The sequence below is a fragment of the Prochlorococcus sp. MIT2308 genome, assembly GCF_059772345.1.
Window position 1 is genome coordinate 1,855,689 of the sequence record NZ_CM186283.1, and the last position, 12,603, is coordinate 1,868,291.

At 37.5% G+C, this 12,603-nt stretch carries 13 protein-coding genes; 5 read left to right on the plus strand and 8 right to left on the minus strand.

The genetic code is table 11. The features are described from left to right. Nucleotides 1-96 precede the first annotated feature (96 nt). Nucleotides 97-684, plus strand: coding sequence for an inorganic diphosphatase (locus AC6EIW_RS10605; RefSeq protein WP_498462338.1), 588 nt, complete (start codon nt 97-99; stop codon nt 682-684). 13 nt (nt 685-697) lie between these two features. Here the strand turns inward: AC6EIW_RS10605 and hemC are convergent, their stop codons facing one another. Together hemC and rpoD are read right to left on the minus strand one after the other, a co-directional pair. After that, nucleotides 698-1,645: a hydroxymethylbilane synthase gene (hemC, locus tag AC6EIW_RS10610; RefSeq protein ID WP_498520558.1), complete on the minus strand. Its 948-nt coding sequence runs from the start codon at nt 1,643-1,645 to the stop codon at nt 698-700. A 160-nt stretch (nt 1,646-1,805) separates the two neighbouring features. Next, the gene (rpoD, locus tag AC6EIW_RS10615) at nt 1,806-3,071 is read right to left on the minus strand and encodes an RNA polymerase sigma factor RpoD (RefSeq protein ID WP_498520559.1); all 1,266 of its coding nucleotides are present in this window, start codon (nt 3,069-3,071) and stop codon (nt 1,806-1,808) included. 413 nt (nt 3,072-3,484) lie between these two features. Here rpoD and priA point away from each other — a divergent pair, with 413 nt between their 5' ends. Then, nucleotides 3,485-5,728, plus strand: a complete 2,244-nt coding sequence (gene priA / locus AC6EIW_RS10620) for a replication restart helicase PriA (RefSeq protein ID WP_498520560.1) — start codon at nt 3,485-3,487, stop codon at nt 5,726-5,728. A 13-nt stretch (nt 5,729-5,741) separates the two neighbouring features. On the opposite strand, the gene AC6EIW_RS10625 is transcribed toward priA, so the two are convergent. From AC6EIW_RS10625 to AC6EIW_RS10635, 3 genes are read right to left on the minus strand one after another with little or no spacing between them, the layout of a single operon-like run. Next, nucleotides 5,742-6,833: a DUF3153 domain-containing protein gene (locus tag AC6EIW_RS10625; protein ID WP_498520561.1), complete on the minus strand. Its 1,092-nt coding sequence runs from the start codon at nt 6,831-6,833 to the stop codon at nt 5,742-5,744. Then, a complete protein-coding gene (argB, locus tag AC6EIW_RS10630; protein WP_498520562.1) occupies nt 6,834-7,748 on the minus strand; it encodes an acetylglutamate kinase in 915 nt (304 codons plus the stop codon). After that, nucleotides 7,741-8,304 carry a DUF2854 domain-containing protein gene (locus AC6EIW_RS10635; protein ID WP_498520563.1) on the minus strand — a complete coding sequence of 188 codons (564 nt, stop codon included), beginning with the start codon at nt 8,302-8,304 and terminating at the stop codon, nt 7,741-7,743. Before AC6EIW_RS10635 ends, argB begins: the two co-directional genes overlap by 8 nt. Nucleotides 8,305-8,357: 53 nt before the next feature. Here AC6EIW_RS10635 and AC6EIW_RS10640 point away from each other — a divergent pair, with 53 nt between their 5' ends. Then, nucleotides 8,358-8,549, plus strand: coding sequence for a DUF8666 family protein (locus tag AC6EIW_RS10640; RefSeq protein ID WP_498462345.1), 192 nt, complete (start codon nt 8,358-8,360; stop codon nt 8,547-8,549). Nucleotides 8,550-8,553: 4 nt separating this feature from the next. On the opposite strand, the gene AC6EIW_RS10645 is transcribed toward AC6EIW_RS10640, so the two are convergent. Beyond that, nucleotides 8,554-8,988 carry a single-stranded DNA-binding protein gene (locus AC6EIW_RS10645; RefSeq protein ID WP_498520564.1) on the minus strand — a complete coding sequence of 145 codons (435 nt, stop codon included), beginning with the start codon at nt 8,986-8,988 and terminating at the stop codon, nt 8,554-8,556. A 29-nt stretch (nt 8,989-9,017) separates the two neighbouring features. Between AC6EIW_RS10645 and AC6EIW_RS10650 the strand changes: the two genes are divergently transcribed. Together AC6EIW_RS10650 and cutA are read left to right on the plus strand one after the other, a co-directional pair. Next, a complete protein-coding gene (locus AC6EIW_RS10650; protein WP_498520565.1) occupies nt 9,018-9,830 on the plus strand; it encodes a precorrin-6A/cobalt-precorrin-6A reductase in 813 nt (270 codons plus the stop codon). A gap of 16 nt (nt 9,831-9,846) precedes the next feature. Further along, nucleotides 9,847-10,170 carry a divalent-cation tolerance protein CutA gene (gene cutA / locus AC6EIW_RS10655; RefSeq protein ID WP_498520566.1) on the plus strand — a complete coding sequence of 108 codons (324 nt, stop codon included), beginning with the start codon at nt 9,847-9,849 and terminating at the stop codon, nt 10,168-10,170. 11 nt (nt 10,171-10,181) lie between these two features. On the opposite strand, the gene AC6EIW_RS10660 is transcribed toward cutA, so the two are convergent. Both AC6EIW_RS10660 and AC6EIW_RS10665 read right to left on the minus strand, forming a co-directional pair. Continuing rightward, nucleotides 10,182-11,189 carry an adenosine kinase gene (locus AC6EIW_RS10660; RefSeq protein ID WP_498520567.1) on the minus strand — a complete coding sequence of 336 codons (1,008 nt, stop codon included), beginning with the start codon at nt 11,187-11,189 and terminating at the stop codon, nt 10,182-10,184. Between the two features lie 41 nt (nt 11,190-11,230). Beyond that, the gene (locus AC6EIW_RS10665) at nt 11,231-12,544 is read right to left on the minus strand and encodes an adenylosuccinate synthase (protein WP_498520568.1); all 1,314 of its coding nucleotides are present in this window, start codon (nt 12,542-12,544) and stop codon (nt 11,231-11,233) included. Between the last annotated feature and the right edge of the window lie 59 nt (nt 12,545-12,603).

The window sequence follows — 12,603 nt, forward strand, 5'->3', positions numbered from 1 at the left end:
TGTGCATATTTTTTTTTGAAACTTTTCTAAATATGTGCCACAACCACATTTACATTTACCTCTTTGATTTACGATGTAGGAACATAAATAAATACTATGGCTAACCTTGACCAAGCACCTAGCAGATCAATGCCTAATCTGCTTCATGTATTACCTGCGTTTGCCAATGAATCTGAACTTAGAGTCAATACAATTGTTGAATTAAATTCAAATACCATAAATAAATACGAACTTATTACTGAAACTGGCCATTTAAAGCTTGATAGAGTTGGATATTCGTCCCTAGCCTATCCTTTTGCTTATGGATGTCTCCCAAGGACATGGGATGAAGATGGTGATCCATTAGATATTGAAATTGTTGGTGTTACTGAACCGTTGATCCCAGGTTCAATTGTTGAGGCAAGGATAATAGGAATTATGACCTTTGATGATGGGGGTGAAGTTGACGACAAAGTAATTGGTGTAATAGCTGATGACAAGAGGATGGATCACATAAAAAGCTTTGAACAATTAGGGAAGCATTGGATCAAAGAAACAACTTATTATTGGGAGCACTATAAGGATCTTAAAAAACCAGGAACTTGTACTGTAAATGGTTTCTTTGATGTTGAAAAAGCAGTTCAGATTATTAAATCCTGCGAGGAGCGTTACTTATCTGAAATAGATCCTAAATTAATTAATTAAATTTTTCAATGATTTAGGCCCGTGCAGATTTGAATATTTCTTCTAATATCTCCCCAGCACCACGCCCTTTTAGTTCATTAGCTAATTCTATTCCGATTTCCTCCGCAGAGCTTTTCGACCCTTTTTTTATATCTCTAATTAATCTTTTTCCATCTAAGCTTGCGACCATACCCTCAAGAGTTAATTCATTGTTGTTGATTTCAGTTCTAACGCCTATTGGAACTTGACATCCTCCTTCAAGTTCTCTGAGGAACGACCTTTCTGCTAAACATCTTTTAGATGTTGATTCGTGCTCAAGTGTTTTTAAAATATCTAGCACCTCTTGTTGACCATTTACACATTCAATGCCGAGAGCTCCTTGACCCACAGCATGAAGTGAAATATCTGTTGGTATTAATTGATGTATTCGATTAGCAAAACCAAGTCTTTGTAATCCAGCAGCAGCCAAGATTAGGCAGTCATATTCTCCTGAGTCAAGCTTCTCTAATCGTGTAATAACATTTCCTCGTACATCTTTGAAAATAAGACTTGGATAATGGTATCGCAATTGAGCAAGTCTTCTTAAGGAGCTAGTCCCTACTACAGATCCTTCTGGCAGAGTTTCTAGTTTGTAAATTTGATTTTTTTCATTAACTACTAACGCATCCGAGGGATCCTCCCTTTCTGTTATGCAGCCAAGAATTAATCCCTGTGGAAGGTTGGTAGGTAAATCTTTCAGTGAGTGGACTGCAATATCGGCACGACCAACAAGCATTTGAGCTTCAAGTTCTTTAGTGAACAGACCTTTGTCTCCTATTTTTGCTAAGGCTACATCAAGTATTTTGTCACCCTGTGTAGCCATTGCTTCTATAGTGATAGCAAGATCAGGATGGGCCTTTTGGAGTTCATCTCGTACCCAGTTCGTCTGAACCATGGCCAGCTGGCTTCGGCGAGAGGCGATGCGCAGTTGGTCTAGTGTCATTAGCAAATATTTTCTATTTCTTTACCTTAAGCAGTCAACCTTACAAAATTAAAATTCTTGGAAAATAATTTAATAAGGTTAATGTGAAATGAGGTTTACCTTCTAGCAAATCCTAGGTTTAGTAATCGCTGAGTAAAGTAAAGTTTGTGGTTTTATTGTTTTAGTTTAGCTTGATATATTCTTTTAGGACCCCGTTTCTATTTGGATGACGGAGTTTTCTGAGAGCCTTAGCCTCTATTTGTCTTATCCTCTCTCTAGTTACATCAAAAATCTGTCCAATTTCTTCAAGAGTTTTCATTCTCCCATCATCTAAGCCATAACGAAGTCTTAGAACATCTCTTTCTCTAGGACTTAATGTAGCAAGAACACCCTCCAAATCCTCTCTTAGCAGGGTTTTTGCTACATCTTGTTCAGGATTTTCTATATCCGCTTCAATAAAATCACCAAGTCTAGAATCTTCTTCTTTCCCAATAGGTGTTTCTAAAGAAATGGGTAGTTGGGCACTTTTGGCAATAAATCTAAGTTTCTCAATTGTCATTTCCATGCTTTCGGCGATTTCTTCTTCGGTTGGTTTCCTTCCAAACTCTTGACTTAAAACTTTAGTGGTTTTTTTGATACGTGAAATTGTTTCGTATAAATGCACAGGCAAACGAATTGTTCTGCTTTGATCTGCAATTGCTCTGGTAATAGCCTGTCTGATCCACCAGGTAGCGTAAGTTGAAAATTTATATCCTTTCTCATGGTCAAATTTCTCAGCTGCACGAATGAGACCAAGACTTCCTTCTTGGATAAGATCTTGAAAAGATAATCCTCTATTCATATATTTTTTTGCAATCGAAACTACTAATCGCAGGTTCGATTGCACCATTTTTTCTTTTGCTCGTCTACCAAGCATTAAACGCCGTCGAAAGCGAGTTAATGGCATCTCTGCAAGAGCTGCCCATTCTTTTACTGATGGGAAATGTCCATTCTCACTTTCGAATTGCGCGGCTTCTTCCTCTAATTGAAGAAGATCAGCTATCTTTCTTGCTAACTCGATTTCTTCGTCTGGCCTGAGAAGTCTTATACGACCAATTTCTTGTAAATAAACCCTAATCGAGTCTTCTGTGTAAACTCCCTTTGGACCAATTTTGATACTTGCTAAAGCTTTGGCTGCTGCTTCTTGAGCACTAGATAGAACTGAGGCATTATCGTCATCATCATCATCTAGTTCGATATCTGCTTCAGGTACTTTATTTGCTTCAGCAATTAATTTATCCGCCTCTAGATCTAAATCAATTTTTAGATCATTTGAAGATTCTTGAGGAAGAGTTTGAGTTTCTTTAGTCACGTTTACTTTAGCGGCTGTTTTTTTAATTTTTTTGGAATTGTTGTTACTTTCCTGATTAAGAGAAATATTTTTAGATGTCTTTTTTTCCTTTAACATGATTTTCCGGATGGTTTTTGTGGTCTGTTTCAGAGCTCAGGTTATTACCCGAAAAATGGTGGAATCTCCTAGAGATAATATTTCAGGAAAAACTATTTAATTTTTAAAAATTCAACAAAAACACTCTAATTTGAGAATGTCCTCAATCGTGACAAATCTTGCGAAAAATCACATGACATCAATTTGGACTTGGAAATTATGAAGGATGTTTTGTTGAGGAATGAAAATGTATAAGCAAGGATGTCAGGGGATTTCTCAGACCGGCTTATCTAAGAATTGGATTTTTCCTATTCTTGACAAAGCTTCTAGTCTTCCCTCTGGGTGGAATTTTGCAAGTTCCACAACAGCTTTAAAGCTGTTCACAATCCAATGGTAGAAAAAATTTCTGAAGTCGGCAAGTATTAAATAATGATATGAACCCTTTTATATTTGATATTTGGTTGCATGTGGGTCGTGAGGGACGATGTTTCTCTTATCGGGATGGAAATAATTTGGGAATTGATGTGGGTGATGTCGTAACAGTGCGTCTGAAAGGGCAACGCATGCAAGGGCTGGTAGTTAATAAGATGAAAAAATGTATAACTAATTCAAAAGGAAACTCTGAAAATATTTCATTCAATAATGTGGAAACATTAGTTCAAAAAGCAGCTATCAAAAAAGAATGGAGAGAGTGGTTAGAGGAAATGGCTCGTGAATTGTTTGTAAGTGATTTCCAGATGCTTAAGACCGCGTTACCTCCTGGTTGGTTGGGAAGGTCAAAACTATCGAATAGACCTAAAAAACTTTGGTGGGTGAAATTGGCGAACAAGAATCATCAGGGAAAGATATCTCCTAGACAGGTTGAGTTAAAGAAAATTTTACTTACAAGTGGAGGAGGAAAATGGCAAAAAGATTTAGAGGCAGAAGGGTTTTCTTCTTTATTGATTAGAAATTTTGTTTCGGCTGGTTGCGGAGAAAGAGAAAAACGTCTGTTTTTCTCAAATACTTTTGCTGATGAAGAATCTAATGAAAAGATGAAGGTGAACATTGAGGACCCTCAAATTCTAACTTTAGAGCAAAAATCAGCAAAAGAAAAATATGAGTCTCTTCCATATGGATCAGTTCTTTTGCTTTGGGGTGTCACTGGATCTGGGAAGACAGAAGTATACCTACAAACTGTAGCTCTTGAGTTGTCTGAAAATAGACATTGTCTTGTCCTCACGCCAGAAATTGGTTTGGTGCCACAATTGGTTGATCGCTTTCGAAAAAGATTTGGATTAAATGTTTTTGAGTATCATAGTAATTGTTCTAATAGAGAGAAAATTTATGCATGGAAGAGATCTTTACAGACTACAAAACCAAGTATATTTATAGGTACTCGCTCAGCTGTCTTTTTACCATTATCGAACTTAGGATTGATCGTGCTTGATGAAGAACATGATAGCTCTTATAAGCAACAATCTCCCATGCCTTGCTACCATGCAAGAGAGTTGGCAATTCATCGTGCAAAAAAAATTGGAGCTAAAGTAATACTTGGAACCGCAACTCCTTCACTAAATGTATGGAAAAATATAAAACCCAATGGCAATGTGGTTGTTGCGAAATTAAGCCAACGGATTTTGAATCGTAAAGTGCCAACTGTCAATATTGTAGATATGCGGGAGGAATTAGCTATTGGAAATCGAAGTTTGATTAGTAGATATCTAAAACAACAGCTTTTGATTATGAAAGAGAGCGACAATCAAGCCATCATTCTGGTCCCTAGACGTGGATATAGTAGTTTTTTAAGTTGCCGTAGTTGTGGAGAGGTTGTTCAATGTCCTCATTGTGATGTTGCTCTAACTGTACATCGTTCGAAAGATGGGGTTGAATGGCTACGTTGTCATTGGTGTGACTTTCGTTCGAGCATTAGTGATAAATGTGGAGAATGTGGCTCAAATGCTTTTAAACCGTTTGGTACTGGGACACAAAGAGTTATGGATCATCTAGAAAGAGAACTTGAGGGTATAAGTCTACTAAGGTTTGATAGGGACACAACTAGAGGACGTGATGGCCATAGATTGCTGTTAGAAAGATTCGCTAATGGTGACGCCGATATCTTGGTTGGCACTCAGATGCTGTCTAAGGGTATGGATTTACCAAAAGTAACGCTAGCAGTCGTCCTGGCGGCAGATGGTTTATTGCATCGCCCTGATTTAATGGCTACTGAAGAAACTCTTCAACTTTTTATGCAATTGGCTGGTCGTGCTGGACGTGGTGAGAAGCTTGGGAAGGTTGTAGTGCAAACTTATTGTCCTGAACATCCTGTTATTCGTCATTTGATTGACGGAAGGTACGAAGAATTTTTGAAGAAAGAAGAAAAGACTAGAAGAGAAGCTGCGATGGTTCCATACAGTCGGGCCTGCTTGTTAAGGTTCTCTGGCGAATCTTCAGAGTTGACATCAAAGGGAGCATTTAATGTTTTGTCAAAAATCAATCATGCTTGTAGTCAAAAAGGTTGGAAATTGGTCGGTCCAGCACCTTCATTGGTTGAGAGAGTCGCAGGTAAAAGCCGTTGGCAACTTCTTTTGTACGGTCCTCAATCAAGTCAGATCCCACTTGCCTATGGACCTGAATTATGGAAAGATTTACCAAAAGGAGTAAATCTTTCTATTGATCCTGATCCGATACAATTATGAGTTTTTATCTTGATTAAGGTGGTAGTTCCGGAAAACCGAAACCCATTTTGAGGCGGAATCTTTGAAGGGATAAGCTCAGCAAAGTTAAAGCAATTATCAGGATAATCCCAATTGAAATTTGGTTCCATTCCCAATTTGAAATTTCAAGTTGGTTAATCTCACCAATCTCAAGAGGTAAGAATGCTGAGCCTTCTTTAAAACTGGTTTCAAGAGGTTTGGACCTGAAATTATTTTTATTACCAACGTCGTTAATGATTATGTTTATTTTTAATCCAGGGATTTTTGGGATTTCTTTTAAGTCAAAATAAATTTTAAAATTTTGACTTGTGCCAATTAACCAGTTTTTGTTGTTTGTAATTATTTCAGGTTTATTTATATTGAACCCGCTAGTTTTCGCGGCTACTGAAGCTATTTGTTGAAGTAATTTATTTGCTTCTTCAAAACGAATAGTTGGTGATTCAAAATGCTGTCTTCCCTGCTTGGTCTGGAGTCTTAAAATGCTATTTTTTTTTGTAAGATTACTTTCAAATTCCATCTGCCATGGAATTAATTTACCAGAATTGCTATCTATATCAAGTGAAAACTTGAGTCGATCAGGACCAGTAATACTCAAGTTGGTTGACATGTTGACGCAACCACTAAGAAGAAAAGTTAATAATAAAATAATTAATAAAGCTGTTATTGAAAATCCAAAGTCTAAACTTTTCGTTGTACCAGTTGGAGGATGGTAAATTCTCTCTTTCTTCTTTTTCGCTCTTTTAAATGACGATTTTAGAGATGGCTCCATCTCTATCTTTGGTATTTCTACCGACCAGTTTGAAGGCCTTGGTAATTGTGGGGCTTCGAGTATTGATAAAAGCTGTTTGGCTTGTTGACGGACACTTTCTTTTTTATTATGAATTAATGCTTGGCAAACATTGATCGCTTTTTGTTCATCACCTTTGCCCATGTAGGCAGTAACTATAATTAGTCTAAGCTGTCCTCCTATTGCTGTCTCTGCTTTGCATTCTAGGAGTAGAGGTTTTACTATTTTTATACAAAAACCATAGTCACCTTTATCGAGGGCCGCTTCAGCAGCTTTTATAACTGAAGCTATGTCTGGCATTTAACCTCTACCCGTAACCATTGTTCCAATACCTGCATCAGTGAAAAGTTCTAGTAGAAGTGCGTGAGGAGTTCTTCCGTCAATGATATGAGCAGCCTTTACCCCTTGGGCAAGAGAACGAATACAACATTCAACTTTTGGTTTCATTCCTGCTTTTACTATCCCTTTATCAATTAATTCTCTGGCTTCCGATAGACGTATCTTTTCTATTAAGGAAGAAGGATCATTTTCATTCATTAAGATGCCAGGAGTATCTGTTAGAAGGATTAATTTTTCTGCACCAAGTGCTGCCGCAAGCTCTCCAGAAACAGTATCAGCATTGATATTGTGTGATCTGCCATCAGAAGAGTTGGCAACACTAGAAATGACTGGTATGTAACCTTCTTCAAGAAGAGGGCTTAGTATCTTTATATTTACTTTCGCAACTTCTCCCACAAGACCATGACTTCCATCTCCAAGCGTTCTTGCCTCAACAAGTCCACCATCTATTCCACATAGTCCAACAGCTAAGCTTCCGTGATTGTTGATTCCGCCTACTATCTGCTTATTTACTCTTCCAGCAAGAACCATTTCTACTACATCCATGGTCTTGGTATCAGTAATTCGCAAACCATCGTGGAAAACAGGCATTATTCCTAATTTTTCCAACCATTGGTTTATTTCTGGACCTCCCCCGTGAATGACTACTATTTGTACGCCAACAGACGAAAGAAGAGCTAGATCTCTAAAAACTGCATTTTGAAGAGTTTTGTCTGTCATGGCCGAGCCACCATATTTGACTACGATCCTTTTATTTTCAAAACGCTGAATATAAGGAAGAGCCTCGCTTAAGACAGAGACTCTTATTGAATCTTTGTCCGAAAAAGTTTTATTAGAATTCTTACTGGATTTAGCTTGTTGCGCTTCTTTATTCATTTTCTTGTGAATTTTCTTCTTGTTTTTGCGGAAGTAGGGTTAAATCTAGTTCACCGGGTGTGGGGCAAAATAGTTCAGCGCGCAAACCTTTAGCAAAGAATCTTCCTAAACGCTCTTTTTGAGCATTCCATCTTTCTAAAGATACAGCAGCCATTTCAAATCTCATTCGTATTCCATAATTACCATCTTTAACCAATTCTTCTACTTCTTTAAGCTGGGGAGGAGTGTCTATATCCCAAAGCTTTAATACTCTTAGAGATGCTTCAAGCTGGCAGGATTGACCATAGCGCCATCTGGTCACATCTTTAACTAGTTTTCCCAGTTCTTCAGGAGCTTTATCTCTCTCTGATGCAAACTTAGATGCAGGAACTACTCTTAGGGCAGGGGGAACTTCAGTGGTTTTCAATGATATACCTATCAGGAATATAGGTACTCCATAAAAGAAAGTTGGTACACTGAGATTTGTTGCATCAGTGAAATAGGCTGTTAGTCCAATTAGGGAAAGGGATGCTCCTCCTATGGTGATGAGGCTTGCCGGTGAAAAAATTTTATTCATGAGTGTAATTTTGGCTAAAATCTTGGGCAGATGGGTTTTCAGGAGACAGTCTCATGGCCTCACACCAAAAACAATTTTCTGAATTAACTGAACTTGTTGAGAAATTAAACAAGGATAGAGCGTGGATCCTTGAACAATTAGATAGAGGTACCTGGCCTGAATTTAGACCTGATCTGGCTGCTTTGGAGAGAGAATTAGGTCAGCTTTTAACTAGGGCTACAGAATACATTGAAGAAAATTGTTGATTTTTCAGAATGGAATGTCATCAGTATCTGGTACTAATGGCGAACTGTCCCATTTAACCCCTTCGTTATTTAAAGAATTTGCGGAATCGCTTTTTAGGTTTTGTTGAGTTTTAGAAGGTGTTGAAACATTTGGACTAGAAGAAAAAGGGTGAATTCTTGAAAGAGTAAACTCAGCTCGCTTCTCTTTAGTTCCATCCGGTCGAGGAACAGTATTCATTCTTAGGCGTCCTTCGATAACTAATCTAGAATTGACTTGAACTGTATTTTGAAGTTCCTCTGCTAGTTTTCCCCAGCCAACTACTTTAAGTGCGCAGGCAGGGTCGTCAGGACGGAGACTGTCAAATTCAACTTCTAATTCAGCTAGCGGAGTTTTGTTGTCTTGGGTGAAACGAACTGTTGGGGCTTTTTTAACCAGGACCTCAAGCATGCAATGGTTCATTTTTTTTTCTTTAGCTATTGTGGTTTATCTTGATTGATACAAGGGAAAAATGCCAGCCTCATCTTTGGTTGTTAACAGGAACAGTCGAAGGTCATATTTTTGCTAAGTCTTTATTGAAAGAAGGCTGGAAAATTACTGTGAGCGTTGTTTCAGATAGAGCCTCAATTCCCTATGAAAAATTAAACTTAGAGGAAATATTGGTTGGAGCCTTGACTACTGAGCAAAAGATCCAGGATGTCATATTAAAGGCAAGAGTTAATCACAATGGATTTGATTGTGTAATTGACCTGACTCATCCGTTCGCTATAAACATTACTGGAGCAATCTCAAAAGTTTGTAGGAAACTAGGTCAACCTTTCATAAGGTATGAGAGGGCTATTGATAATATTTCAAATGCATTTTTAATAAAAAAATTTACTGATTTGGGAAATTATGAACTAACTAATAAATCTATTTTGCTCGCTGTAGGTGTAAGACATCTCAAAGAAGCACTAACTATTTTAAGGAATTCAGGAGCTGAAGTTTATGCAAGAGTTTTAGCTAATCCAGAAAGTATAAAAATGACTTTGTCTTCATCAATTCCAGAAGAAAATTTTGCGGTATTAAACCCTTTAGTTTCTAGTGATGGGAAAATTGAAAAAGCACTTATTAGGAAATGGAATATTGATGGAGTCGTTTGCAGGCAATCAGGAGGGAAAAATGAAATCTTATGGCACCAAATTTGTTCAAGCATGAGTATTAATCTTTGGCTGTTGGAAAGACCTTTTAAATTTAAACATATTAATTCAATAGATAGTTATGAAAAATTAATTAAAAGATTAAAATCTATTAATATGGAGTAATAAGAATTTAGAGATCATGTCTTTATCTGATTATAATCAAAAACTTTATTTAATTATAACTACTGAGGTAGATAAAAAAAATGCGACTAAAATAGCTAATTTTCTCTTGAGCGAGAAATTAATACCTTGTGTGACTTTTAAAAATATCGAATCACATTTTTGGTGGGAAGGTGATATTGTTCAAGCAAAAGAGGTACAATTATTGATTAAGTGTAGAGAGGAAAATGTAAATAAAGTTATTGGTAAGATCTCTGATTTTCACAGTTACGATGTGCCAGAAATAATTTATTTCCCTGTTTCAGCCAATAATAAATTCCATAATTGGGTAAATTCTATTTGAGTTTTAAATGTTTATTTTCCCAGATTTGAACTGACCAATTGTAAAAGATTAGTATTTGATCGAGATCCTAATTGTGTAACTATGTGTCCTGCACAAATAGATCCAATTTTTGCAGATATTTCTGGCTCTAGACCATCTGCAAGCCCTTTCAAGAAGCCTCCAGCATAAAGATCTCCTGCTCCTGTGGTATCAATAGCCTTCCCGAAAATGAAAGGATCTATATTTCTTTCTTTGCCTTTTGAAATTAGAATTGATCCTTTTTCCCCAATTGTGATTGCCGCAAGGTCACATTTGTTTTTCAATTTCTCAATGGCTGCATTTAAAGAAGATGTTTTATATAAAGTTGTTATTTCATCTTCATTGGCAAATAAAATATCTACATAGTCAGCCACAAGTTTTACAAAACTTTCGCGGTGTCTAATCACACAAAATGAATCAGAAAGGGATAAGGCAACCTTTCGACCTGAATTTTTAGCGATTTCTGCAGCTTTGATAAATGCCCTTTTGGCAGCTGAGTTGTCCCAAAGGTACCCCTCTAAATATAGTATTTTTGCCTTCTTGACTGCTGAGAGATCCAGATCATTAGGTTCTAATAAAACTGATGCGCCCAGATAGGTGCACATCGTTCTCTGAGCATCGGGAGTGATAAAAATAATGCACCTTGCAGTAGACGGACCAATGGATGATGTGGGTGTTTTGAAAATGGTCCCAGTTTTTGATATCTCTTCCGTAAAGATTTCTCCTAGGTTGTCATTTCTGACCCTTCCAATGAAGGCTGCCTTCCCCCCTAATTCGGCTATGCATGCCAATGAATTTGCAACAGAGCCTCCTGATCTCTGAATTCTATTAGTAGTAATTTCATAAAGTTCTTTAGCTTTATTTTCATCAATCAATGTCATTGATCCTTTTTTGAGAGAAAGTCTTTCAAGGAGAGAATCGTCTGTAGTTGTTAATACGTCTACAATTGCATTGCCAATACCTACTATGTCAAGAGAGGGATTGTTTGTCTTATTGGTCATCAAGTAAATTTGAAAAACATAAGTGCATCATTACTAGCTCCCTAAGAATTTAAAAGAGCTCTTTTTGGTCCGTGAATAGGGTCCTCAATAACAATTGTTTGATCTCTATTAGCTCCTAGCGAAACTATTGCTATGGGGACTTCCATTAGTTCAGCCAGGAACCGCAAGTAACTCATTGCAGCAGGAGGTAGGTCCTCTAGACTTCGGCAATTCTCAGTAGAACTTTTCCAGCCAGAAAGCTTTTTAAAAATGGGGGTGCATTTTTCAAAATCTTCAACACTACTTGGGAAATAATCAATTCTTGTGCCATCTAATTCATAAGCGACACAAACATGAATTTCATCAAGCTCATCTAAAACGTCTAATTTAGTAATAGCAAGACAATCCAACCCATTCACCTCAACTGCATATTTACCAATTACCCCATCAAACCAGCCACATCTTCTCCTTCGTCCAGTGGTTGTTCCAAATTCACCACCTCTATTACAAAGCTGATCATTAATACTTCCTTGCAATTCGGTTGGGAAGGGCCCCTCTCCAACTCTGGTTGTATATGCTTTGGCGACACCAATAACTCTGTCTATGAGAGTAGGACCCACTCCTGCACCAATGCAGGCGCCTCCTGATACGGGATTAGAGGACGTTACATAAGGGTAGGTCCCATGATCAAGATCTAAAAGAGTTCCTTGAGCTCCCTCGAATAAGATATTTTTCTTCTTTCTTGCTGCTTGATGAATGGTTCTATTGCAGTCAACAATATGTTTTTCTAGCTGTCTCCCATAATCAAGATATTCTTCAATTATTTCATCAATGATTAATGGCTCAATTCCGTAAATCTTTTGTAGGAGACCATTCTTTTCTGCTAACGGGACCTTTAATCTTTCTTGAAGTTTTTCTCTGCTCAGTAGATCAATAATTCTGATCCCATTCCTTTGTGACTTGTCAGCATAAGTTGGCCCGATTCCCCTGCCAGTCGTACCAATTTTTTGGAGACCTCTTGTTTGCTCCATCGCCATGTCTAGAATCCGATGATAGGGCATCGTTACATGAGCTGTTGAGGCTAGTTTCAGCCCTGAGATATCAATGTCGTTATCTTTAAGCATTTTTATTTCTTTAATCATCACTTTTGGATCAACAACCGTTCCCGATCCAATAAGACAAATCGTATCTTGATACAAAATCCCAGAGGGTATTAAATGCAATTTAAGGACTTTGTCCTCTACAACAATTGTATGACCGGCGTTAACACCACCTTGATAGCGAACAACTACATCTGCGGAGCGACTGAGCAAATCGGTGATTTTGCCTTTACCTTCATCACCCCATTGCGCTCCTATGACTACAACATTTGCCAAGGAAGAAAATTCGGCTCGAAACCGATTTACTTTAGAAGAGATAACATTTGCAGATAGCC